21 protein-coding genes and 1 riboswitch are annotated in these 22,313 nt (G+C 67.3%); of the genes, 11 read left to right on the top strand and 10 right to left on the bottom strand.

The annotated features are described in order from the left end of the window. The first annotated feature begins 47 nt into the window (after positions 1-47). Genes ACTAQI_RS20080 through ACTAQI_RS20070 form a run of 3 tightly spaced genes read left to right on the top strand, consistent with a single transcriptional unit; the run spans position 48 to position 3,498 of the window. Positions 48-821 carry an ABC transporter ATP-binding protein gene (locus tag ACTAQI_RS20080; protein ID WP_457948241.1) on the top strand — a complete coding sequence of 258 codons (774 nt, stop codon included), beginning with the start codon at positions 48-50 and terminating at the stop codon, positions 819-821. Continuing rightward, positions 818-2,854, top strand: coding sequence for a YhgE/Pip family protein (locus ACTAQI_RS20075; protein WP_457948239.1), 2,037 nt, complete (start codon positions 818-820; stop codon positions 2,852-2,854). The genes ACTAQI_RS20080 and ACTAQI_RS20075 overlap by 4 nt, the downstream gene beginning before the upstream one ends. Continuing rightward, the gene (locus ACTAQI_RS20070; protein ID WP_457948237.1) at positions 2,851-3,498 is read left to right on the top strand and encodes a TetR/AcrR family transcriptional regulator; all 648 of its coding nucleotides are present in this window, start codon (positions 2,851-2,853) and stop codon (positions 3,496-3,498) included. Before ACTAQI_RS20075 ends, ACTAQI_RS20070 begins: the two co-directional genes overlap by 4 nt. A 559-nt stretch (positions 3,499-4,057) precedes the next feature. On the opposite strand, the gene ACTAQI_RS20065 is transcribed toward ACTAQI_RS20070, so the two are convergent. Continuing rightward, on the bottom strand, positions 4,058-5,062 hold the full coding sequence (locus ACTAQI_RS20065; RefSeq protein WP_457948235.1) for an EamA family transporter: 1,005 nt from the start codon (positions 5,060-5,062) through the stop codon (positions 4,058-4,060). A 72-nt stretch (positions 5,063-5,134) separates the two neighbouring features. Between ACTAQI_RS20065 and ACTAQI_RS20060 the strand changes: the two genes are divergently transcribed. Beyond that, entirely contained in the window at positions 5,135-6,079 is a 945-nt protein-coding gene (locus ACTAQI_RS20060) for a LysR family transcriptional regulator (RefSeq protein ID WP_457951116.1), read from the top strand. Here the strand turns inward: ACTAQI_RS20060 and ACTAQI_RS20055 are convergent. The 3 genes from ACTAQI_RS20055 to ACTAQI_RS20045 all read right to left on the bottom strand — a co-directional run bounded on the left by ACTAQI_RS20055 (position 6,057) and on the right by ACTAQI_RS20045 (position 9,501). Continuing rightward, positions 6,057-6,584 carry a SixA phosphatase family protein gene (locus ACTAQI_RS20055; protein ID WP_457948233.1) on the bottom strand — a complete coding sequence of 176 codons (528 nt, stop codon included), beginning with the start codon at positions 6,582-6,584 and terminating at the stop codon, positions 6,057-6,059. The genes ACTAQI_RS20060 and ACTAQI_RS20055 overlap by 23 nt on opposite strands. Before the next feature lie 414 nt (positions 6,585-6,998). Then, positions 6,999-7,865 (bottom strand): winged helix-turn-helix domain-containing protein, encoded by an 867-nt coding sequence (locus tag ACTAQI_RS20050; protein ID WP_457948231.1) that lies wholly within the window; start codon positions 7,863-7,865, stop codon positions 6,999-7,001. Between the two features lie 568 nt (positions 7,866-8,433). Continuing rightward, positions 8,434-9,501 (bottom strand): hypothetical protein, encoded by a 1,068-nt coding sequence (locus ACTAQI_RS20045; RefSeq protein WP_457948229.1) that lies wholly within the window; start codon positions 9,499-9,501, stop codon positions 8,434-8,436. A gap of 180 nt (positions 9,502-9,681) precedes the next feature. Between ACTAQI_RS20045 and ACTAQI_RS20040 the strand changes: the two genes are divergently transcribed. The 6 genes from ACTAQI_RS20040 (at position 9,682) to ACTAQI_RS20015 (ending at position 17,062) form a co-directional block, all read left to right on the top strand. Beyond that, entirely contained in the window at positions 9,682-10,422 is a 741-nt protein-coding gene (locus ACTAQI_RS20040) for a response regulator transcription factor (protein ID WP_159632959.1), read from the top strand. A 12-nt stretch (positions 10,423-10,434) separates the two neighbouring features. Next, complete coding sequence (locus ACTAQI_RS20035; protein WP_457948227.1) at positions 10,435-11,910, top strand: HAMP domain-containing sensor histidine kinase; 1,476 nt, start codon at positions 10,435-10,437, stop codon at positions 11,908-11,910. Positions 11,911-11,974: 64 nt separating this feature from the next. Next, a complete protein-coding gene (locus tag ACTAQI_RS20030) occupies positions 11,975-13,366 on the top strand; it encodes a glycosyltransferase (protein WP_457948225.1) in 1,392 nt (463 codons plus the stop codon). Further along, complete coding sequence (locus tag ACTAQI_RS20025) at positions 13,363-15,462, top strand: glycosyltransferase family 39 protein (protein WP_457948223.1); 2,100 nt, start codon at positions 13,363-13,365, stop codon at positions 15,460-15,462. Before ACTAQI_RS20030 ends, ACTAQI_RS20025 begins: the two co-directional genes overlap by 4 nt. A 78-nt stretch (positions 15,463-15,540) precedes the next feature. Next, positions 15,541-15,954 (top strand): hypothetical protein, encoded by a 414-nt coding sequence (locus ACTAQI_RS20020; protein WP_457948221.1) that lies wholly within the window; start codon positions 15,541-15,543, stop codon positions 15,952-15,954. Positions 15,955-16,164: 210 nt separating this feature from the next. After that, positions 16,165-16,325: riboswitch (cyclic di-AMP (ydaO/yuaA leader) on the top strand. A 5-nt stretch (positions 16,326-16,330) separates the two neighbouring features. Next, positions 16,331-17,062: an aggregation-promoting factor C-terminal-like domain-containing protein gene (locus ACTAQI_RS20015; RefSeq protein ID WP_457948219.1), complete on the top strand. Its 732-nt coding sequence runs from the start codon at positions 16,331-16,333 to the stop codon at positions 17,060-17,062. A 181-nt stretch (positions 17,063-17,243) separates the two neighbouring features. Here the strand turns inward: ACTAQI_RS20015 and ACTAQI_RS20010 are convergent, their stop codons facing one another. Genes ACTAQI_RS20010 through ACTAQI_RS20000 form a run of 3 tightly spaced genes read right to left on the bottom strand, consistent with a single transcriptional unit; the run spans position 17,244 to position 19,150 of the window. Continuing rightward, a complete protein-coding gene (locus ACTAQI_RS20010) occupies positions 17,244-17,633 on the bottom strand; it encodes a glyoxalase superfamily protein (RefSeq protein ID WP_457948217.1) in 390 nt (129 codons plus the stop codon). 44 nt (positions 17,634-17,677) lie between these two features. Next, on the bottom strand, positions 17,678-18,313 hold the full coding sequence (gene upp / locus ACTAQI_RS20005; protein WP_141158139.1) for a uracil phosphoribosyltransferase: 636 nt from the start codon (positions 18,311-18,313) through the stop codon (positions 17,678-17,680). Between the two features lie 12 nt (positions 18,314-18,325). Beyond that, a complete protein-coding gene (locus tag ACTAQI_RS20000) occupies positions 18,326-19,150 on the bottom strand; it encodes a phosphatase PAP2 family protein (RefSeq protein ID WP_457948215.1) in 825 nt (274 codons plus the stop codon). Positions 19,151-19,205: 55 nt separating this feature from the next. Between ACTAQI_RS20000 and ACTAQI_RS19995 the strand changes: the two genes are divergently transcribed. After that, complete coding sequence (locus ACTAQI_RS19995; protein ID WP_457948213.1) at positions 19,206-19,712, top strand: nucleoside deaminase; 507 nt, start codon at positions 19,206-19,208, stop codon at positions 19,710-19,712. On the opposite strand, the gene ACTAQI_RS19990 is transcribed toward ACTAQI_RS19995, so the two are convergent. From ACTAQI_RS19990 to ACTAQI_RS19980, 3 genes are read right to left on the bottom strand one after another with little or no spacing between them, the layout of a single operon-like run. Beyond that, the gene (locus ACTAQI_RS19990; protein WP_457948211.1) at positions 19,709-20,815 is read right to left on the bottom strand and encodes a glycosyltransferase family 4 protein; all 1,107 of its coding nucleotides are present in this window, start codon (positions 20,813-20,815) and stop codon (positions 19,709-19,711) included. The two genes, ACTAQI_RS19995 and ACTAQI_RS19990, sit on opposite strands and share 4 nt — an antisense overlap. A 2-nt stretch (positions 20,816-20,817) precedes the next feature. After that, positions 20,818-21,213: a 6-pyruvoyl trahydropterin synthase family protein gene (locus tag ACTAQI_RS19985; RefSeq protein ID WP_457948209.1), complete on the bottom strand. Its 396-nt coding sequence runs from the start codon at positions 21,211-21,213 to the stop codon at positions 20,818-20,820. Positions 21,214-21,216: 3 nt separating this feature from the next. After that, positions 21,217-22,257: a dehydrogenase gene (locus ACTAQI_RS19980; protein ID WP_457948207.1), complete on the bottom strand. Its 1,041-nt coding sequence runs from the start codon at positions 22,255-22,257 to the stop codon at positions 21,217-21,219. Positions 22,258-22,313: the final 56 nt, after the last annotated feature.

The raw sequence follows: 22,313 nt of genomic DNA, 5'->3' as shown, positions 1-22,313 counted from the left end.
TCAGTTCGGTTAGCCTTGATGCAGACCATTTCTGTGAAAGGCCAGCCTTGCTCTCAGCACACCAGCTCCAGGCCAAAGGACGCCGGGACCCGCTGCTTCCGCCCACCTCGCTGACCGCGACTCGCGGTGAACTGCTGCTGGTTACCGGCGACCGCCAGGACCAGCGCACCGCGTTGTCCCTCCTGCTCAGCGGGAGGATGAAGGCTGCGGGCGGACAAGTCAGCTGGGACAACGGCTCCCGGACCAAGCAGCTCCGCCTGGCGGCTGCCCTGGTGGATTCCCCCGGCGTCAACGAACCCGAGGAGCACCTCAGCGTCCGCGACCTGGTGACCGAGGACCTTGCCCTGGTACCCCGCCGCTACCGCGGGGCGTTGCTCAGCGGCCCGTGGCTGAAAGTCAACCGCTTCGAGGACATTGCCGGACTGTGGACGGAACAGCTGGAACCCGGTCGGCGGCTCGAACTGCTGACGGCGCTGGCCCTGGCCAACCCCCGCACGGACCTGCTGGTGGTGGATTCCCCGGACCGCCACAGTGCAGATGAGCTCACCTGGCTGCCGCGTCTGCAGGAGTTGGCGTACGACGCCGGGCGGCCACTCGCCGTCGTGGCGGCAGTCAGTGCCGTCCCCGCCTCGTGGGACGGGCCGGTTGCCGAAATCGGCAACGCCGCGCCGGCAGCGGAGCCGTGGGAAGCCGCCCCCGAACCCGCGCCTGAACGCGTATCCGAACCCGCGCCCGACGCCCCGGCAGGCAAGCACTCAGCGGAGTCCATGCCTGACCGGGAAGACCAGGAAACCGAACTCGAAACCGAGGTTGCCAAGTGACTGTCCTGCGGCTGGCCCGCTCCGAACTCAAGCGCATGACCGGCGGGCTTCTGCCCAAGCTGACCATCCTGGCGCTGACCATGGTCCCGCTGCTCTACGGCGCGGTCTACCTGTACGCGAACTGGGATCCCTACGGCCACCTCAACAACCTGGATGCCGCCCTGGTGGTGGAGGACTCCGGCGCAACCGCTGCCGACGGCACGCGGCTGGAGGCCGGACACAAGGTGGCGGAAAGCCTGGTGGAAGGCAATGTGTTCCATTGGATCCCGGTGGACAGCTCAGCGGAAGCCGATGCGGGGGTCAGCAGCGGGCAGTACGCCTTCGCGCTGAAGATCCCCAAGGACTTCTCGGCCAACCTGGTCTCCCCCGGCAGCTTTGACTCCGCCAGCCAGGCCATGTTGAACGTGACCACGAACGATGCCAACAACTACCTCCTGAGCACCATCGTGGACAAACTGACCACCGCCGTGCACACCACGGTGGCCAAGGAAGTAGGCGAAGAGACCGCCAACCAGCTGCTCACCGGTCTCGGCACCATCCACTCCAAGATGGTCCAGGCAGCGGACGGCGCTTCCCAGCTGGCCGACGGCGTGGCCACGCTCAGGGACGGAACGGTCACCCTCCACGACGGGACTTCGGCCTTGAGCAGCGGCGCGGACCAGTTGTATGCGGGCCAGCTGAAGCTGCGGGACGGCGCCAACCAGTTGACCGACGGCGCGGGGCAGCTCAGCGGCGGCCTGACAGCCCTCAAGGATAAGACGGCCACCCTGCCCACGGATACCCAGACGCTTGCTTCCGGTGCCGCGCAGGTTGCCGCCGGGAACGCACAGCTGAACGCCAAGGTGCAGGACGTGGCGGCCCAAATGGACGCAGCGGACCAGGGCCTGCGCAACCGCGTGGTGGAGTCCAACAGCAGGCTCGTCGCTTCGGGCGTCCTCACCCAGGAACAGGCGGACAAAGTCCTGGCGGATTTTGATGCCACGGCGGCGACCAGTCCGGTGGCAGCTGCCAAGGGAAAAATTCAGGCAGATGCGGCCCAGGTCCAGCAGCTGGCCAGCGGTTCCGAAGCGGTCAGCGTTGGCGCTGCCCAATTGGCAGCTGGAATGCCGGCACTCAAGGGTGCCGTTGCGCAGGCCTCGGCAGGGGCTGACCAGCTGCACACGGGTGCCGCCGCGCTGGCAGCCGGTGAGCAGTCCGCCGTCGACGGCGGCGCCGGCCTTGCGGACGGCGCACGGAAGGTGGATGCCGGAGCGGCCCAGGTTGCGGATGGCGCGGGCCAGGCGGCGACCGGTTCGCGCACCCTGGCCGACGAGATCGGGAAGGGTGCCGGACAGGTACCCAACCCCGACGACGCGCAGAAGAGCAACCTGTCCCAGGTGATGGCCGATCCTGTGGCGGTCAGCAACGTCTCGCAGGCCAAGGCCGGATCCTATGGTGCCGGGCTGGCGCCGTTCTTCCTCACGCTCGCCATGTGGATCGGGATCTTCATGCTGGTCCAGGCCATGCGCCCCATCACGCAGCGGGCACTGGCCTCCAACGCGCCGTCGTGGAAGATCGCCCTGGGTGGCTGGCTGCCCTTCTTCCTGGTCTCGGTGGTGCAGGCGTCCCTGCTGACCTTGGTGGCGGACGTGGCGCTGGGCCTGGATCCCGCCCATCCCGTCCTGATGTGGCTGTTGATGCTGGCCGCTGCCATGGCATTCAGCGCGCTCATCCAGGGCGTGGTGGCCCTGCTGGGCTCCCCCGGCAAGCTCGTGGTGCTCATCCTCCTGGTCCTGCAGCTGGTGTCATCCGGCGGCACGTTCCCGTGGCAGACCACCCCGCAGCCGCTTCATGTGGTGCACCAGGTCCTGCCCATGGGATACGTGGTGACCGGAATGCGGCACCTGATCTATGGCGGGGACCTGTCCATGATCGCCCCCACCTTTGTGGGCTTGCTGGGCTACACACTGCTGGGCGCGGCCATGTCCACGCTCGCGGTGCGGAAGAACAAGTACTGGACGCTCAAGACACTGAAGCCGGAGATCGCGGTATGACCACCGAACCCACGTCCGCGGCCAAGGGGCTCCGGCCGGCCCGGACCAACGCCACCCGCCAGAAGCTCTTCGATGCCTCCATGGAGCTGATCGGCGAGCGCGGAGCTGCCAGCGTCACCGTGGATGAGATCGCGGCAGCGGCCGGGGTATCCAAGGGCACCGTCTATTACAACTTCGGCAGCAAATCCGAGTTGATCGCCCAGCTCCTGCGGCACGGCGTGGACATCCTCAAGGCGCGGCTGCTCGAGGCGGCCGACGGCGGAGCTACGGGCCGCGACCCCTTGCTGGCCATGGAAGCCATGATCGGACAGGCCATGGACTTCATGGCCGAGTACCCGTCCTTCGCCCGCCTGTGGGTCAGCGAAAACTGGCGGATTCCCAGTGAATGGCAGGGCACGTTTTCTGTGCTGCGCGGGGAGCTCCTGGAAGTCATCGGCCAGGCAGTGGAAAAGGTGGCCAACGCTTACCCCGTGGACGGCTCGGTGTCCCGGGGCAGCCTGGAGACGGCCATCTTCGGTGCCTGCTTCGTGGTGGGCCTGGACCGGCAGACGTACAACCCCGAGCGCACCCGTGACCAAAGCGTTGCGGCAATCATGGCCATCATGCGCGGCTACGTCCTGAAGGGGCCCACTCCTCAGGGATGATGGAGCACATGCGCCATACGGGGAAGATCGGAAAGTTTGCGGTGATCTGCGGTGTTGTTGCTGCAGGGCTGCTGGTGCTCACGGCCATGACCCTCGCCGAGCCGGTGTTCGTTGCTTTCCTCGGCGTCCTGGGGCTGGCCTACCTGGCCGCCCTTGCCGAGATCCTGGTCAGGCGGCGGCGCATCGCCTTGCTTGCGGCAGGCGCCGGGACCGCCCTTGCCCTCGGTTTTTCGCTGGCGTTCCTCAGCACGTGGGAGCTGGCGTTCGATGGCCAGTCCTCCTTCCTGGGCACCCCGCTCCCCACCAGGGACCCGGACAACTACTTCCTGGGCGCCGCGTGCGCACTGGCGGCGACCTTCGGCGTCCTGTTCCTGGGTGCCTTGAGGCCGGGAAAGAAACGGACGACGACGGCCCGCAGGCCGGCACCACGGCAGGCGGCCCAGCGCGCCACATCGCAGCGTGCCCCAGCACAACGGGCCGGTGCGACGGCGGCGCGCAGCCCCCGGGTGCCCGCACCCCGGGCGGGCGGCCAGGCAGCCGGCGCGCAAGGATCTGCCATTCAGCGCGCGTCAGCCTCCCGCACCCCCACCCGGGGGACCTCCACCCCAGCCAAGCGCCCGTCGTCGTCCGCTTCACCACCGCCCAAGCCGGCAACCCGATCCGGCAGCGGTCCGCTCCCCCGCCGCTGACGCCGGCCGCCTGCTCCGGTGAGCACCGCCGTCGCGACGCCACCCAGGAGGAGCAGTCCTCCCGCCAGCTCCGTTGGCGACGGCACCTCCGCGAGGACCAGCCAGGCTGCGCTCATTCCCACCGCCGGGACCAGCAGGGTGAACGGCACAACTGCCGACGACGGGTGGCTGGCCAGGAGCCGGTTCCAGATTCCGTAGCCCACCAGTGAGGCAAAGACGGCGGTGTACAGGGCGCTGATGATGGTTGGCGCCTGAAGATTGGCCAGTGACTGCCCGACGGCGCCGGGTCCATCGACCACCATCGACAACGCTGCCAGCGGAAGCGGCACCACGGCACCTGACCACACCACCAGCCCCAGCCCCGAGGCAGCCCTGGCCTTCCGGGCTATGACGTTGCCGGCAGCCCATGACAGCGCGGCCGCCAGGACGATCACCAGCTGCAGCAGCGGTGCCACGGCGCTCCGTCCCACGGCCACGAGGGCGAGCCCTGCGACGCCCAGCCCAACACCTGCCAGCTGACGCCTGCTGGGCCGCTCGCCCAGGAACGCCGCTGCGAGCAAAACAGTCAGCAGCACCTGCGCCTGCAGGACCAGCGACGCGAGGCCCGCGGGCATGCCCAGCGCCATGGCCAGGTAGAGGAGGCCGAACTGGCCCGCACTCATGAAGAGCCCGACGCCGATGATTGCCTTCCAGGACACATCCGGCTTCCTGACAACGAAGATCCAAGGGACAACCACCAGGACGAAGCGCATGGCCACGAACAACAGTGGGGGAAAGTTTTGTCCTCCGGCGTGCAGCCCGAGGTCGATGGCCACGAAATTCAGGCCCCACAGCAGGGCCACGAGGACGGCAAGGAGGGAATCGCGCAGGTTCACGTTCCCACTCTGGCAGAGCGCCCAATGAAGCACCAGCGCTTAATTCAGCATGTAATCATGTACCTTTACTTCATGATCGACATCGGGTCCCTTCGCGCTCTTGCCGCGATTGAGCAGCACGGCACAGTCATTGCTGCCGCGGACGCCCTGGGATTCAGCCCGTCTGCCGTGTCGCAGCAGGTGAAGAAGCTGGAGAAAGAGGGTGGCTTCGCTGTCCTGGAGCGCCGGGGCCGGGGAGTTCTGCTGACCGAGCGCGGACTGGCCCTGGCGGCTTATGGCCGGCGTATCCTGGCCGAGCTTGAGGAGCTGGAGTCCACGCTCCTGGCGGATCCGGCCAAGCCCGGCGGCAGCCTCCGTGTGGTTTCCTTTTCCACTGCCTGCCGGGGGCTGGTAGGCCCGCTGCTGGCCCGGATTGGACAGTCGGAGGCGGCGCTGGATATTGCCGTGCTGGCGGAGGATCCGCGCGAGGCCGTGGCCCGGGTTGCCAACGGTGAAGCGGACCTGGGCCTGGTGCACAACTGGAACTCCGTGCCGCTGGTGATCCCGGAGCACCTGGCGCTTGAATGGCTGTGCGAGGACGTGGCGGACGTCCTGGTGCACAGCAGCCATCCTCTCGCGCAACAGCCGGAAGTCGAACCCGCGCAGCTGGTGGACGAGCGCTGGATCAGCACGCCGGACGGAGCAATCTGCAACGAAGCCCTCCTGCGGATTTTCGCCGACCTGGGGCGGGTTCCGGACATCAGGGTTTACGACCCCGACTTTGCCACGCACATCGCGTTGGTGGAGCAGGGAGTAGCCATTGCGCTGGTACCCCGCCTGGGCCGGCCGGCGCTCCCGACTGGTGTGGTGGCGGTCCCGGTGGTCAATCCGGTTCAGGCACGGCAGGTGGGGCTTGTCCACCGCAGGACCATGACGGCCAGCCCGGGCATCAGGCATGTCGCGGGGCTGCTGCGGGAAATCGCTGTTGGTGGGCCCGGGGTTGCTGGGCCCGGAGTTAATGAGCCCGGGGCACCTTGAACCGGGTGATCCGGGCATCCTGCCCGTCGAGTTCCGCCCACGGCTTCTCTGTCTCCAGGACGGTGAGCGCGTTGGTGGGAAAGCGGGTGGCGGCGTCCATGTAGGCGTCGTGGTCCGAATCCCGTGAGGCGAGATGCATGGCGAGGTCCTGCACGCCGGGCAGGTGCGCGATCAGCATCAGCGTGGTCACGGTGTCCGGCACATGGTTGACCACGGCGAGCATCCGGAGGGCCGACGCCGCATAGAGGCCGTCTTCGAGCTTGGGCGTGGGCGCCTTGTCGCCAAGCTCGGCGCAGACCCACGTGCACGTCTGCCGGGTTCGCAGGGCGCTGGAACACAGGATGAAGTCCGGAACGATGTTGTGCTTGAGCAGCCAGCGCCCGGCCAGCGGCGCCTCCCGGTGCCCGCGCTCCTCCAGCGGCCGCTCGTGATCGGCCACCCCGCCGGGCCAGTCGGCCTTGGCGTGGCGCATGATCACAAGGCGTCGAACGTGGTGCGAACTCATGGCCCAAGCCTAGCGGGAGCAAGGGCAGCGGCCACAGAAGCCAGGACACCGTCACGCCACGCACGCTTTGAGGACCCCGAGGAAACGAAATGCCCGGAAAAACCAGGGGGCAGCCGCAGACAACAGCCCCAAAGCATGCCCACAGTGACACCAGGACCAACTAGCCGCGGAGGCACAGTACCCGGAGAGCCCCGAGCGCGCCTAGGAGACATTCGGTTAGGACGTCGCTGCAGCGCAGCGGGGCATCCTGAAAGCGCCGTTGTTGCTGGGCCCACGCCGCCCGGGTTCCCTGGCCGAGCTTGCGAGGCGAGGGAGGCGGTGGGGCGGAACGAGCGCAGGCGCCGAAGGATGTCCCGCGAAAGCGAAAGCGACCCACTCCCCCGGAGCAGGTCGCCTTTGCGCGTTGAGAGAGGGCTAGATCGAGTACTCCGGAGCGGCCCAGACAACCACTTCCGGGTGCTCGTAGAACCGGTAGCCCTGGCCGCGGACGGTGCGGACCGTGTTGGCGAGCCGGCCGAGCTTGGAGCGGAGGCGGCGGATGTGGACGTCGATGGTGCGCTCGTTGGGCACCTCTTCGGCGTTGCGCCACAGCCCTTCGAGGAGTTCGTCGCGGCCCACGGTGCGGGTGCCGTTTTCGACGAGGTAGTTGAGGAGCTCGAACTCTTTGAAGGTGAGGTTCAGGGATTCGCCGTCGAGGTGGACTTCGCGGCGGGCGAGGTCGATGAGCACACCGGAGGGGCGCGGTTCCTGCGGCTGGGCAGGACGGGGCGTTTCGGTGCGCTGGCGGGAGTTGACGGTGGGGTCGCCAAAGGTGGAGCGGACGACGTCGAGCGCGGAACCGGGGGTGCCGGCGGGGGCTACCGCCACGGCAGCGTAGCTTTCGGCACCGGAGACCAGTGACTGGGCGTAGGCGCGGATTTCCTGCGCGAGCTTGGCAATGGAGGTGCCGGCGGCTGCAGCGGTCTCCTCATCGATGCCCATGTAGAGGACGAACCCGCGGGCGACGTTGTCGTTGGCTACCGGGCGGACCTGGTTTGCCCCGGGCACCACAGGGGTAGGGGCAGTAACGGGAGCGGACTCTGCGGGGTGCACGGCGCGGAGCTGGCCGTAGGAGTTGGGGTTGTATCCCTGCGGGGCGAAGCCCTGGGCGGGGAAGCTGCTTCCGGAAGTGGAGGGAGCAAGCGAGGGACGCGGGCCGAAGCCGGGACGCAGCCCGGAAGGCTGGCCTGCCTTGGCGGCGTTACGGACAGAGATGTGGACGTATCCGGATGCAACTGACATGAAATGCTTACCTCAATGTGAAATGGCCGTCTCCGCGGCTCGAATGCTGGCTTCCCCGTCACGCGGACCGGGGAGGGGCGCCCGACGCTGGGCTTGGGGGCGAATGCCTAAGAACTTCGGTGGGTGGGAAGGTCAGGCGTGCATTCGACAACAGCGCATGTCGGCAGCAGCGGATGTGCTGGGCCAATATTCTGCGGCTGCAGGTGCTGTTGAGTTCTTGTTCACATTGGAAGTGTGCAGCGTAACAATGCCAACTTGCAAGTAACAATGGACCGAATCGTCCACATTGTGAGACAAACGGGGGAATTGTGCTGCATGTCACTATTTCGGAAGCGGGAAAAAATTTGAACGCTTATGTCGATAGAAGGCCGCATTTCCTGCCTCTACAGAATAATCTGCGAAAAAGTGGACTAATACCGAATGTGTCCGAAATTCAACCGTTTGACGTGGAATCGTTCCGATAGGCCGCCGGCATGTCCAGCCGGCGTCCTGCCTCCAGCAGATTTTTTGCCGCGAATCGTGCGGAGCGGCGGAGGCAGGACGGTTCACCATCGTTGTAGGCCGGCCGTCAGTTACTGCTGGTGCCGGAGTTGGGGGTCGTAGCCGAGGTGGACCCTGCCAGCTGGATGGTCTGGGCGGTGTAGAGGTCCGAGTCCTTGAGTGCCGTTACGCGAACGCTCGCGCCTGTGGTCACGGAGGACAGGCTCAGCGTGCTCCCGGTGGATCCTCCACGTTGCCGCATTCCCTGCGTCACCTGCACATCGGACCCGACTGCATAGGTGCGGGAAAAGCCGTCGTCGCTCTTGACCGTCAGGGACGTGGCCGAGATTTCCGTTACGGTGCCGGCCTGGCCCGCCATGGTCACGTAGTTTGAGCCCTGGAGGACCACGTATTCGGAGTGGACGGCTGCATTCAGGCTGGCGGATCCCATCCCCAGGCCGCCGGGGCCGCCGTCCATTCCCATGCCGTTCTCCATGCCACCCGTCATGCCGCTTCCGTCCATCCCGCTTTGGCCATCCGGGCCGGTCATGCCGTTCTCCCCTCCCGGGCCGAACTGGCTTGCTGAACCTGTGCCTTGGCCATTGTTCGCTGAAGCAGTTCCGGTCCCGTTTCCGGCAGCATAGGCACCGGCGCCGGCTGCCGCGGCTACAACCACCGCAACACCGCCCACCAGAACGCCCTTCTTCGCGGTCCAGTCACCCTTCCCCGCCCGGGGCGAAGCGTTGGGTGCGTACTGCTGCGGTGCGCCCCATCCCGTGCCGGGGTTGGGCACTTGGCCGGTTGCCGTCGTCGTACCCCACCCTGCCGGCGGCGAACCGGGAACGGGTGCGCCCCAGCCCTGGGCAGGCTGCTCCTGCCCTGCTTGCTCCCGCAGTGCCTCGTCCTGCGCGGCGGGCTCCTGCGCGCCGCTGGCCTGCCCGGCCCGGGCCTTGAACCCCGGAGCCGCGCCCTGGTTGTCCGTCCCGGCCGCTTCGCCTTCCCATACCGGGGCCGGCTGGCCCTTCTGCTCCCAGCCTTCCGCGGCGGGGCGCCCTTGCCCGCCCTGGCCTGATGCCCCGGGGTAGGTGCGGTTGTCTTGCTGATCCATGGCGTTCTCCAAGAAGTTGTAGCTGCTGGTGGCGATGCTGTTGTCCAAACAGGCTCTGCCGCCTTGCTGTGCAGGGGCTGTGCGGCGAGCCAAGCCTGCCTGTGACCTGTCCGGAGCCGCGCCCGGGAGCCTGCCCGTCGCCGCCGCCCGGGTAGCTAGGCTGGAGCTCACAGCCGGAACACAGCAACGGCAAAGCATCGGCAAACCGACAGATCAGAGAGTTGTCCCATGGCATCCCCGCACCCCATGACCAACAACCTTCCCCAGCTCACCCACCCGGACGGCTCCCCCATCCGCGCCCTGGTGGTCGATGACGAGCCCAGCCTGTCGGAACTGATGAGCATGGGCCTGCGCATGGCGGGCTGGTCGGTAGCCGTGGCCGGGGACGGCCCCACTGCCGTCAAGCTTGCCAAGGACTTCCATCCGGACGTCCTGGTGCTCGATGTCATGCTGCCGGGGTTCGACGGCGTGGAACTGCTGGGCAGGATCCGCGCCTTCGCGCCGGAGGTGCCCGCGCTCTTCCTGACGGCCAAGGATGACGTCCAGGACCGCATCGTGGGGCTGGCCGCCGGCGGGGACGACTATGTCACCAAGCCCTTCAGCATGGAGGAAGTCCTGCTGCGCCTGCACCGCCTGGTCCAGCGTTCCGGGGTGGCCGCCATGGACACCGCCGAGTTGGTGGTGGGCGATTTGGTCCTCAACGTGGACACCCGGGAAGTCACCCGCGCCGGGGACGACATCCAGCTGACGGCCACACAGTTCGAGCTCCTCAGGTATCTGATGGAAAACCCCAAGCGCGTGGTCAGCAAGGCCCAGATCCTGGACCACGTGTGGGACTACGACTTTGGCGGCCAGGCAAACATCGTGGAACTGTACATCTCCTACCTGCGCAAGAAGATCGAAGCCAACCATCCGCCCATGATCCATACCGTGCGCGGGGCGGGTTACGTCATCAAGCCCGCAGACTAGCCAAGGAAACGCATGTCTCTTTCCGGTGTCCCCCGGCCCGCCGGCCGGTCCTGGTTCAACCCCTCCACCTGGCACCTCCGTACCCGGCTGATCCTGCTTTCCATGGCTCTTTTGGTGGCCATCTCCGGCGCGATCGGCGTGGTCAGCTACGCCTCGATGGATGTGGTCCTTACCAACCAGCTGGATGCACAGCTCATGCTGGCCTCCCGCGGACGCCCGCCGGAAGGCAACCCGTCCGGGCGTCCCGACCCCTTGGATGCGCGCGGCCAGAGCGTGGGTACGCTCAACGCCCGGGTCGTGGGCGGACAGGTGAGCCGGGAAGCAGGCTTCCTGTCCTCTGATGCCACCCGTACCGCGCTGACCTCCCGCGACGTGTCCACCCTGCAGGGGCTCCCCCACAATGGCGTCCCGGTCAACCGCGAGCTGTCCAACGGCGACTACCGGCTGATGGCAACCGAAACCCCGTACGGCGACGTGGTGATCACCGGCCTGCCACTGGCAACGAAACAGAGCACCGAGGCTTCACTGGTACTGACAATGGTGCTGGTGTCGCTGGGCGGCCTGGTCCTGATCGGGCTGGCCGGCACAGCGTTGATCCGCCGGACCATGCGGCCGCTGGAACAGCTGTCCGACGTCGCCACCAAAGTTTCCAAGCTGCCCCTCGACGCCGGTGAGGTGGCGCTCGCTGTGCGCGTACCACCCTCCGCCGCGCATCCCACCACCGAGGTGGGCAGCGTGGGCCACGCCCTGAACCTGATGCTGGACAACGTCTCCAGTGCGCTTAAAGCCCGGCAGCGCAGCGAGATGAAGGTGCGCCAGTTTGTTGCCGACGCCTCCCACGAACTGCGGACGCCGCTGACCGCCATCCGCGGCTATACCGAACTGATGCGCATGACCGAAACCCTCACCGAGGACGGCCAAAAGTCGCTGGGCCGCGTCCAAAGCCAGTCGGAGCGCATGACCGCCCTGGTGGAGGACCTGCTGCTGCTGGCCAGGCTGGACGAGGGCAAGGCCACCGAAACCACCGACGTAGACCTGACCCAACTGGTGGTCGAAACGGTCAGCGACGAAAAGGTCATGGCTCCGGACCACACCTGGCAGCTGCAGTTGCCCGACGAGCCCGTCGCGGTCCGCGGGGACTCCACCCAGCTCCACCAGGTGCTGGCCAACCTGCTCTCCAACGCCCGGAAGCACACGCCTGCCGGCACCACGGTGACCACCGGCGTGATGCGCTCCGCCGACGGAAGCGTGGTGGTCACGGTGACCGATGACGGGCCCGGCATCCCGGCCGAATTCCAGGGCAGCATCTTCTCGCGCTTCACCCGGGCGGACGCCGCCCGTTCCGGCTCCGAGGGGTCCTCGGGCCTGGGCCTTTCAATCGTCGAGTCCATCGTGGCGGCCCACGGCGGCACCGTGGAACTGGTTTCCCGGCCAGGCAGGACCGAGTTTGCGGTCCGCCTTCCAGGTACCGGCTCCGCTGCGCCCTGACTTACACAGGCACGTCACAGGTTGTGCCTAAAGCCCACAAATTTGGCGGCGCCACTCTTGATTCATGACGCTCACCGACTCCACTTCAGGGACCCTTCAGGACGCCGCGGTGGCGCCGCCGGGCCTTCCTTCCAGGGGGCATGCCGTACGGCGTGCCCCCGTGGACACCCGCACCGCCGCCCCTGTCCTTGATGTCACCATTCCCGTCTTCAACGAGGAGCGCGACCTTGAGGAATGCCTCCGCAGGCTCCACGCACACCTGCGCGACACCTTTCCGCACAGTTTCCGGATCACCGTGGCGGACAATGCCAGCATGGATGGAACCCTGAAGATCGCCGAACGGCTGGCCCGTGAGTTCCCGGAGGTCACCGTGGTCCACCTTGACGAGAAGGGCCGAGGGAACGCGCTGCGCAAGGTATGGCTCGCTTCCCCGTCTCCGGTCCTGGCCTACATGGACGTTGACCTTTCCACCGATCTGGCAGCCCTGCCCCCGCTGCTGGCACCCTTGATTTCCGGGCACTCGGACCTGGCCATCGGCACCCGGCTGACCCGCAACTCCCGGGTTGTCCGCGGGCCCAAGCGGGAGTTCATCTCGCGCAGCTACAACCTGATGCTCCACTCCCTGATGGCAGCGCGGTTCAGTGACGCCCAATGCGGGTTCAAAGCCATCCGTGCCGACGTCGCCCAGCAGATCCTCCCCCACACCGTGGACAATTCCTGGTTCTTTGACACCGAGCTCCTGGTCCTGGCCGAGCGCTGCGGCCTGCGCGTCCATGAAGTTCCCGTGGACTGGATCGACGATCCGGATTCCAGCGTGGACGTGGTGCGCACTGCGCTGGCCGACCTCCGTGGCATGGCCCGGCTCACCCGCGACCTGGTCTACGGCCGCATCCCAGTCCCGGAACTGCGCGCGGCTTTGGCACGGGGCCCGCTTCCCGCGTCGTCACGGGCTGACGAACAGACCCGTGGCGGCAGCCTCTTTGGCCAGCTGGTCCGGTTCGCCGCGATCGGCGCCGCCTCAACGCTGGCCTACCTGCTGATCTTCCTGTTCTGCCGGGGGTTCATGGATCCGCAGCTGGCAAACTTCCTGGCGCTGCTGGTCACGGCCGTTGCCAACACGGGCGCCAACAGGCGCTTCACCTTCGGTATCCAGGGCGGCAACCCCGTCCGGCACCATTTCGAGGGGCTGATCGTGTTCGGCATCGGCCTGCTGCTCACCTCCGAAGCACTTGCCCTGGTCCACCGCACGACGACGCCTGACCGGTGGGCGGAGGTCCTCACCGTCGTGGCGGCGAACCTTGCGGCTACAGCGGTCCGGTTCCTGCTGTTCCGGCTGTGGGTCTTCCGTGACCGGGCACCGCACGCTGCCCCATCCGCCGGCACCAACGAAGCCGACATCACAAGCACCGCCGACGACACTCCAGCCAGCACTCCCACAGAAACGGCAGCATCATGACCTCCACCATCTCACCGGCAGGCGCCGGCTCAACTGCCGCCCCGCAGCCCTCTACCTCCACCGGTGTGGCCTCCGCCGCCGGGACTGTGAAGCCCACGCCGCACTGGACCCGCTACGCCTTCGGCGGCCAACCCCGCTGGGTGCGGCCCTCCGCCGCGGGACTCCTCGTGGCCACGGCAGTCCTGTACCTGTGGAACCTCGCAGCAACCGGCTACGCGAACTCCTTCTACGCCGCAGCCATCCAGGCGGGCACCAAGGACTGGACCGCGTTCCTCTTCGGATCGCTCGATGCCGGCAACGCCATCACCGTTGACAAGCCGCCCGCGGCCCTGTGGATCCCCGACCTCGCAGGCCGGATCTTCGGATTCTCGCCGCTGAGCATGCTGGTACCGGAGGCACTCATGGGCGTCGCCGCCGTCGGCGTCCTCTACCTGGCCGTCAAACGCGTCTCAGGCCCGGCCGCCGGCCTGCTGGCAGGTGGCGCCCTGGCGCTGACGCCGGTGGCTGCACTCATGTTCAAGTTCAACAACCCCGACGCCATGCTCACCCTCTGCCTGGTGCTGGCGGCGTACTTCACGACCCGGGCCATCGAGCGGGCGGGCTGGAAGTGGCTTGTGGCGGCGGGCGCCGTCATTGGCCTGGCTTTCCTCACCAAGATGCTGCAGGGCTTCCTGATCGTTCCGGCGCTGGGACTCGCCTACCTGTGGGCTGCCCCCACCTCGATCGGCCGCCGGCTGGCACACCTCCTGGGAGCCCTGGCAGGGATCATCGTGGTGGCCGGCAGCTACATCGCCCTTTTCCAGCTGACACCGGCCTCGGAGCGCCCGTACATGGCCGGTTCCACCACCAACAGCTTCCTGGAACTAACCTTCGGCTACAACGGGCTGGCCCGCATCACCGGCTCGGGCGAAGGCATGCCCGGCGGCGGAGCGGGCGGTGCGGCCGGCGGTGCCAGTGGCGGATTCGGCGGCGGGAACAGCGGATTCGGCGGGGCGGCCGGGCTGCTGCGGATGTTCGGGACGAGCTTTGGCGGCGAAGTGTCATGGCTGTTGCCGGCCGCCCTGATCCTGCTGGTGGCCGGGCTGTGGTTCACCCGGCGGGAAGCCCGCACCTCGATGGGCCGTGCATCGCTGGTCCTGTGGGGCGGCTGGCTTCTGGTCACCGCGGGTGTCTTCAGCTTCATGAGCGGCATCGTCCACCCCTACTACTCGGTGGCACTGGCGCCGGCGATCGCGGCACTGGTGGGAATCGGTGCCGTGGAGCTCTGGCGCGGCCGCGCCTACTGGCCGGCCAGGATTGTCCTCGCCGTAACCGTCCTGGGCACTTCGATCTGGTCGGCGGTCCTCCTGGGCCGCGACGCCTCATGGCTCCCCTGGCTGCGCATCGCCATCATCGTCCTCGGCGTCCTTGCCGCCGCAGGCATCCTTCTCCGCCTCGACGCAGCGGCCGCCTCCGGACGGTTCCGGCGCGCGGGGGCTGCCGCCGCCGTCGTCGTATCCCTGCTGGCCGGTGGCCTTGGGGCTGCGGCCTGGACCCTGGCCACCACTGCCTCGGCCCACTCGGGGTCCATTCCGACGTCGGGGCCCGCGGGTTCGGCGGGCGGCTTCGGCAACCGGGCTGCCGGCTTCCGCGGCGACCGGACCGACGGCGCCGACGCTGCCACCGGAACCGACAGGTTTGACCCCGCAAACGGAATTGGCGGGGCAGCTGACGGGGCCGGTGGTCCCGGCGGAGCGGGCGGCCCCGGTGAGGGAACCGCCGATGCCGCAGTGACCGCACTGCTCTCCTCCACCACCACGAAGTGGTCCGCGATCGTCTCCGGCGCCAGCCAGGCAGCCAGCCTGGAACTTGCCACGAACACCAACGTCATCGCGCTCGGCGGCTGGAACGGCGGGGATCCGTACCCCACGCTCGCCGAGTTCCAGGACATGGTGGCCAAGGGTGAAATCAGCTACTTCATTGAGGGCGGAGGCATGGGCGGAGGCGGCATGGGCGGCATGGGCGGCCGCGGCAACTCCCAGGTGGCCGCCTGGGTGCAGGCCAACTTCCAGGCCCAGACAGTAGGAAACTCCACCGTTTACCGGCTCACCAAGTAGGACACTGCAGCAAGGCCGACTACGCTCAACGGGAGCCAACGCAGGAGTTCCGCGGCCGGACCGTAGTGGAGGAAACCGATGAACAACCTGATCCAACCCATGACCGGAACACTATTGATGGGAGTTCTGGCAGTGAGCCTTGCTGCCTGCGGTCTTGGCGGACCTTCCAAAGCCGAGCAGCTGGAGGGCGCCCTGCAGAAGGCCGGAATGTCGGTTTCCGGCGTCACGGCCGTGCAGGCCGACGCCAACGTCAGCACGTCCGGCGAGTTCATAACGGTGAAACTCGTAGCCGACAGCGCGCAAAAGCAGGCGCTTATGGGGACCCTGCAGGACGCCATGCCGGTGCTGCTGGACAGCATCAAGGATGTGGAGGGCGGTACGTTCGGTGTCGGGATTTTTTCGCCGGACGACGCCGTCTCAGCCGGCCCCGGCGATCTGGGCTATCACGGGTCGAGCTCGCTGACGAGTATCCGGGAGTACTTCGCCCGGTAGCCCCGGGGTGCCGCAGCGTAGTGCCAGCAGCGGCCCCCGTACCTGAACACCGTTGGCGCCCTCCGGGATCAAGAAACCCGGAGGGCGCCGCAAACCGACGCGCGGCGTCCGTGACTTCCGTTACCTAAATGTGACTTCTGCTTAATCTTCCTGTACCGTCGATTGGGTGCGGCCCCCGTTCGGGCCGCATATCCCGGGTTGACGCCAAGCTCTGCCGCTTCCCCGGATTCCGATTGAGCAACGGCAGAGGCGGGGGACCCACCGTCCCGGGCAATGAATGCCCTTGGGGTTAAGCCAGCACGTGATTTTTCCGTGCGGCCGGATGCCCTCATCCGAACCCGACAGCTAACTCCGCAGGTGTGAGAGGCGATCAATCATGTCCAAAAACACGGCAGAAGCACGCCTGCATGCCAAGGCTAAACACCGGGCCAAGCAGCAGGCAAAGAAGACCACCCTGGGCCAGCGCGCCGCCGTCCTTGCAGCATCGTGCGCGGTGCTGGTTGGCGTAGGCGCGGCCGGACAGGCCACCAGCAGCATGACTCCGGTGGCATCCACCGGGTCAAACCCGGCAGCGTCCGACGCCCAAATGAGCATCGAGAAGAGCGAAATCCGGTCCAACCCGGCAGCGTCCCCCGCTCCCGCCGCCATCAGCGTGGCACCGCAGGCCGCGGAACCGGCTCCCGCGGCAGCACCGGCAGCCCCGGCGCCTGTCGCGCCCGCCCCGGCGCCTGTCGCGCCCGCCCCGGCACCAGCACCGGAACCGGCCCCCGCTCCTGAGCCGGCACCGGCCGTCGCGGTTAACGATCCCGCCGGCGCCCAGGCGTACGCCGCCGGCCAGCTGGCCACCTACGGCTGGGGACCGGACCAGATGCAGTGCCTGCAGACGCTGTGGACCAAGGAATCGGACTGGACCACCACGGCCACCAATCCCAGCAGCGGAGCGTACGGTATTGTCCAATCCCTCCCTGCTGAGAAGATGGCCAGCTCCGGCGCCGACTACCTCACCAACTACCGCACGCAGATCAACTGGGGCCTGGACTACATCAAAAAGAGCTATCAGTCGCCCTGCGGTGCCCTGAACTTCCACCTGGCGCACAACTGGTACTAGGCACCCACCCCCCTGGCGGCCGCGACGCCACGCGAGCCCTCCGCTGAGTCTCCCCACCATGGACGGCGTACGACGGCGCGTACCCGGCCACGCGCCGTCGTACGCCTTGGGCGTGGGGCACAGCAGGGGAATTGCAGCGCCAACTTCGGGCCGCATCCATGTGGATGCGGCCCGAAGTGCTTTAAGTTGCGTCCGGCCCGGCGTTCCGCCACGGGATGTACTGGACGGACCACTTGTTTCCGTCCGGATCGGCGAAGTAGACGAAGTGGCCCCAAGGCAGCACTTCGATGTCACTGACGTCCACACCGTTATTCTTCAGGTGGTCGTGCGCCGCCTGGATGTCGTCCACCACCAGCTGCAGGTTTGATCCTGTGCCGGGAGGGGCGTCCACCAGCCCCTCCCCCAAGCAGATGGAGCAGGCAGACCCGGGCGGCGTCAGCTGCACAAAGCGGATGTCGTCCGAAGGCCGCTCGTCGTAGTCGGCGTTGAAGCCCACCTTGTTGACGTAGAAATCCTTGGCGCGGTCAACGTCGGAGACGGGGACAAAGACAAGTTCGAGTTTCCAGTCCATCCGCACAGGCTAGCGGCGGTGCCCCTGCCCGAAAAGGGGGAAGGCTACCCTGCGATGCCGTACAGGCGGTCACCTGCATCGCCCAAGCCGGGAACGATGTAGGACTTCTCGTTGAGTTTCTCGTCGATGGAGGCCAGGACGATGTGCACGTTTGCGTCGCCCAGTTCTTCCTCCAGCTTGGCCAGGCCCTCGGGAGCGGCCAGCAGGCAGATGCAGGTGACGTCGGAGGCGCCGCGCTTGAACAGGAACTTGATGGCCTCGCGCAGCGTGCCGCCGGTGGCCAGCATGGGGTCCAGGACGAACACCTGGCGGCCGGTGAGATCCTCCGGCAGGCGCTCGGCATAGGTGATGATGTCCAGCGTCTCCTCGTCCCGGGCCATGCCCAGGAAACCCACCTCGGCGGTGGGGACCAGCTTGGTCATGCCCTCCAGCATGCCCAGGCCCGCGCGCAGGATGGGGACCACCAGCGGGGTGGGCTTGGTGAACGCCGTGCCGATGGTGGTGCTGACCGGCGTTTCGATGGTGACGGGCTCGGTACGGACTTCCCGCGTGGCTTCGTAGGCCAGCAGGGTCACCAGCTCTTCCGTCAGCTGCCGGAAGACCGGCGACGGCGTGTTCTTATCCCGCAGGACGGTGAGCTTGTGGGCGACCAGGGGGTGGTCAACAACGAGAGTACGCATCCCCCAAAACTATCATCCGGCGGTGTCCTTGTTCTGGCTGCCATGGGCGTGCTCCTTGCCGCCGTCGCCGTGGTGGTGCACTTCCTCGGCAACCACGTCCCGGACGATCGGACGGTCGAACGACGGCGCCGCCCCGGCGTGCTCTCGCCTGCGGACCAGGTGGAACAGCCTGTGGGCCAGGATCACCACTCCCACCCAGGTGAGGCCCAGCAACCACCCGGCCATCACGTCCGTCAGCCAGTGGTGGCCAAGGAAGACGCGGCTTAACCCCATGGCGATGATGAAGAGCGTGCCGGCCGTGATGGCTGTGACGCGCACAGCCATGGCCTGGAACTGGAGGCAGATGAGGTACACCACCAAGCTGATCACCACAGTGGTGTTCAGGGTGTGGCCGCTGGGGAAGGATGGCGAGTCCTCGTAAGGGGGCACCGCGTCTGCATGGTCCGGGCGGGTGCGGCCCACCAGTTTCTTGCCGAAGGTAGTGGCCATGATGGAGACCCCCGCCGCACCGCCGATCAGGACGAGCGGACGCCAGTTCCGGCTGAGGAAGGTCAACCAGGCAGTAAGGATGCTGGCAAGGATGGGCATGCCGATGCCGCCGCCGATGTTGGTGAAACCCGTAACGAACGCATCGAGTCCGGGACTGCGCAGGCTCTCGGCCAGGCCCAGGGCAGGCTTGTCCAGGTTGGCCAGCCCCGCAGAATCCACCACGTTGTCGTACACCTCGGCGCCGAGCAATGCCAGGGACACGATAATCACGCCACCCACAAGGATGGTGAGGACCAGCGCCGCGTAGGGTTTGAACCAAATACCTAAACGGTCCCGAAGAGTGTCCATGGTGCCTCCCGGCATCGGTAAGTAACCTGAGTATCCCCGAAACTATCATTGAGCCATGCCGTTGCCCGAAAAGAAACATGATGCCTGGATGGGCCTTGCCCTGGCGGAGGCCCGCCGGGCGCTGGCCACGGAGGATGTGCCCATCGGCGCCGTGGTGATAGGGCCCGACGGCGGCGTGCTGGGTTCAGGCCGGAACCAGCGGGAGGAACTGGGCGACCCCACAGCCCACGCCGAGGTGGTGGCCATCAGGGAAGCGGCCGGACGGCTCCAGGAGCGGGCGCGGCTCGACGGCGGGCGCGGCGACGGCTGGCGGCTGTCCGACTGCACGTTGGTGGTCACGCTGGAACCCTGCGCCATGTGTGCCGGCGCGATAGTCCTGGCCCGGATCCCGCGGGTGGTGTTCGGAGCCTGGGACGAGAAGGCCGGCGCAGCCGGTTCGGTGTTTGACATCCTTCGCGAACGCCGGCTCAACCACTGGGTTGAGGTGTATCCGGGGGTACGCGAGGAAGAGTGCGCGTTGTTGCTGCGCGAATTTTTCGCGGGGCACCGCAGCAGCCTCTAGCTTTGCTGCCGCTGCCCTGGTTCGTCACGTCCTTCGACGAGGGCCAGCACATCCTGCGCCGTTTTGCTCCACCCCGGCAACCTGGTCCGCGCATCCAGGGCTGCTGTCCGCCAGCTTTCCCGGGTCCTTCCGTCCACCAGCCACCGCCGCAGGGCATCGGCCAGCCGTGCCGGACTCTCGTGTCCCCCGGCGGGAAGTGGCAGCACTGCCCCCGGAAGGCGCGGTCCGCCGTCGGCCGCTGCCAGCCCGGCCATCCCCAGCGCCTCCACCGCCCCTGTCCCGTCGCGGACCATTACCGGAATACCGTGGGCCAGGGACTCGGTGACGGCCATCCCGAACGCCTCCACCCGTGACACCAGTAAGGTCAGGTCCGCCCGCGCCCATTCAGCCTCGAGGGCGTCGCCGGTGAGCTCGCCGGTGAGCTGCACCCGACCGTGGAGCCCGTTGGCAGTAATGGCAGCCCGGACCTCCTGTGCGTAGTCCGGATCCGCCTGGCCGGAGCCTACGAAGGACGCAGTCCACTCAAGGTCCTGGATTCGGGCCAGTGCCTCCACTGTCAGCAGCTGGTCCTTGTTGGGCAGCAGCGCGGCAACGATAGCCAGGTGCGGAGGCGTGGACCCGGATGCCCGGGGTGCGGGATTGACGCCGGGCAGGACAACGCCGGTCCGCGGAATCCCCCTTTCCAGGAGGAGCGAGGCTGACGAGGTGCTGGTGCAGATCACGCCCGTTGCCGCACGGAGGGCCCTGGCTTCCGCTGCAAGGGCTGCAGTCCCGGAACTTTCCGGAACGGGCATATGCACCAGCACCCATGTTTTCCGGCCTCCCTTCGCCGCGAATTCGAGTTCATCCGGGGCACCCACGGCAACCAACCCGTCCACGACGGCCACGGCCTGCCCTGGACCTGCGTCAGGTTCCCATGCCCCAAGGAGGGCGCCCAGCCGGCGTCGTGCCTTGGCGCTGGCGTCAGGCCAGTTGCCCTCGACGCTTAGGACGTCCACCTCGGCGCCCAGTGCCTGCAGCCCTGCCGCGAGGCGCGCGTTGTAGACATTGCCGCCGGAGCTGTGGCGGATGTTGCCGGGGACCAGCATCCGGATGGAGCGCACGGTCAGGCGGTGAGGTCCAGGGAATAGGTGGCCCAGGCGTCCGGATTCTCGCGGAGGGTTACGTCGATGCCTGCGAGTTCGCGGCCGTCATCGCTCTCCTTGACCTGCGCGGCAACCTTCCGGGCGATGTACTCGGCGAGGGCCTCCGTGGTGCTGAGCTTGCCCTGGAAGTCCGGGTGCTCATCCAGGTTGCGGTAGTTCAGGCCGGCGAGCACTTCCTCGATGATGGTCCCGGCGGCGCCGATGTCCAGGACGATCGCATCGTCGTTCAGGGCGCGACGGTGGAAAGACACCTCTGCGACGAAGGTTGCCCCATGGAGTCCCTGGGCTGGGCCGAAGGCCTCGCGCGGAAGGCTGTGGGCGATCATGAAGTGGCGGCGGACGGTCAGGCTGAACATGGGTTACCTCAGGTTTTCGGAGTCGTGGGCGGCTGGGCTGGGTGTTGGGCTGCTCGCGGGGTATTCGACGACGTGGCACAGGGCTTCCAGGGTGCCGTCCGCGAGGCTTTGAACCACGCCCGGCAGGTCCTCGAACGGGGAGGTTCCGGTCAGGAATGCGTCGAAGACGGAGTCCTTCAGCAGCGACACTGCCAGGTCCAGGCGGTCGGCATTGGTGCGGCGGTGGCGCCGGGCGCGGGCCACCATGCCTACCTGACTGGCCCGGATGGACAGCCGCCTTGCGTGGAAATCCTCCCCCAACGGGACAGTAACTTCCCGGTTGGCGTACCAGGACATTTCGATGACGTCGCCCTCATCGCCGACGAGTTGCAGGCTGCGCGCGAGGCCTTCCTGCGAGGCAGAACAGTGGAACACGATGTCGCAATCAGGCAGCGCGTCATCGGGGTGCGCGAAGTCCACCCCCAAGGCGTCCGCGAGTTCCTTCCTGCCGGGGTCGAGGTCCACCAGTTGCAGGCGCTGCAGCGGAAAGGTGCGAAGCAGCGTGGCCACCATGCCGCCCACCAGGCCGGCGCCGACGACTGCAATCCGGTCTCCCAGCCGCGGCCCGGCTTCCCAGAGGGCATTGACCGCCGTTTCCACGGTGCCGGTGAGGACGGCGCGCCGGGATGGAACGTCGCCGGGAATCCTGGTCAGTGAGTCCACCGGAACCACATAAAGGTCCTGGTGGGGGTTCAGGCAGAAGACGCGCGCGCCTTTCCAGTCTTCGGGCCCCTCCTCCACGACCCCAACGGAGAGGTAACCGAACTTTACCGGCCCGGGAAACTCACCTTCCTGGCGCGGCGCCCGCATTTCTTCCGCGACCCGGGGCGGCACCGCTCCAGCGTGGACCACCATTTCGGTGCCCTTGCTGATCCCGGAGTAGAGGGTACGGACCAGCGCTTCGCCCGGCCCTGGGGCGGGCACCTCCTCGGCCCTGAGCTCGCCGTGCTCCTTGGCAGTGGTCCAGTATGCGGTTGCGTGGATCGGAGTCTGTGAATTTGTCATCTTGCTGATGAATCTAGCCGGACGCGCATGGACGGCGAAAGTCCGACGGCGCATGG

This window comes from Pseudarthrobacter sp. alpha12b (genome assembly GCF_054130495.1).
Note: the sequence above shows the minus strand (reverse complement) of the source record. Positions and strands in the feature narration are given on the sequence as shown.

What these genes read in the sequence shown, in the direction of transcription:
- ACTAQI_RS20020 (WP_457948221.1), top strand. Translation starts at nt 15,541, where the DNA reads ATGAACAACCTGATCCAACCCATGACCGGAACACTATTGATGGGAGTT.
- ACTAQI_RS20040 (WP_159632959.1), top strand. Translation starts at nt 9,682, where the DNA reads ATGGCATCCCCGCACCCCATGACCAACAACCTTCCCCAGCTCACCCAC.
- ACTAQI_RS19980 (WP_457948207.1), bottom strand. Translation starts at nt 22,257, where the DNA reads ATGACAAATTCACAGACTCCGATCCACGCAACCGCATACTGGACCACT.
- upp (WP_141158139.1), bottom strand. Translation starts at nt 18,313, where the DNA reads ATGCGTACTCTCGTTGTTGACCACCCCCTGGTCGCCCACAAGCTCACC.
- ACTAQI_RS20050 (WP_457948231.1), bottom strand. Translation starts at nt 7,865, where the DNA reads ATGTCAGTTGCATCCGGATACGTCCACATCTCTGTCCGTAACGCCGCC.
- ACTAQI_RS20025 (WP_457948223.1), top strand. Translation starts at nt 13,363, where the DNA reads ATGACCTCCACCATCTCACCGGCAGGCGCCGGCTCAACTGCCGCCCCG.
- ACTAQI_RS19995 (WP_457948213.1), top strand. Translation starts at nt 19,206, where the DNA reads ATGCCGTTGCCCGAAAAGAAACATGATGCCTGGATGGGCCTTGCCCTG.
- ACTAQI_RS20000 (WP_457948215.1), bottom strand. Translation starts at nt 19,150, where the DNA reads ATGGACACTCTTCGGGACCGTTTAGGTATTTGGTTCAAACCCTACGCG.
- ACTAQI_RS20035 (WP_457948227.1), top strand. Translation starts at nt 10,435, where the DNA reads ATGTCTCTTTCCGGTGTCCCCCGGCCCGCCGGCCGGTCCTGGTTCAAC.
- ACTAQI_RS20055 (WP_457948233.1), bottom strand. Translation starts at nt 6,584, where the DNA reads ATGAGTTCGCACCACGTTCGACGCCTTGTGATCATGCGCCACGCCAAG.
- ACTAQI_RS20015 (WP_457948219.1), top strand. Translation starts at nt 16,331, where the DNA reads ATGTCCAAAAACACGGCAGAAGCACGCCTGCATGCCAAGGCTAAACAC.
- ACTAQI_RS20060 (WP_457951116.1), top strand. Translation starts at nt 5,135, where the DNA reads ATGATCGACATCGGGTCCCTTCGCGCTCTTGCCGCGATTGAGCAGCAC.
- ACTAQI_RS20030 (WP_457948225.1), top strand. Translation starts at nt 11,975, where the DNA reads ATGACGCTCACCGACTCCACTTCAGGGACCCTTCAGGACGCCGCGGTG.
- ACTAQI_RS20070 (WP_457948237.1), top strand. Translation starts at nt 2,851, where the DNA reads ATGACCACCGAACCCACGTCCGCGGCCAAGGGGCTCCGGCCGGCCCGG.
- ACTAQI_RS19985 (WP_457948209.1), bottom strand. Translation starts at nt 21,213, where the DNA reads ATGTTCAGCCTGACCGTCCGCCGCCACTTCATGATCGCCCACAGCCTT.
- ACTAQI_RS20010 (WP_457948217.1), bottom strand. Translation starts at nt 17,633, where the DNA reads ATGGACTGGAAACTCGAACTTGTCTTTGTCCCCGTCTCCGACGTTGAC.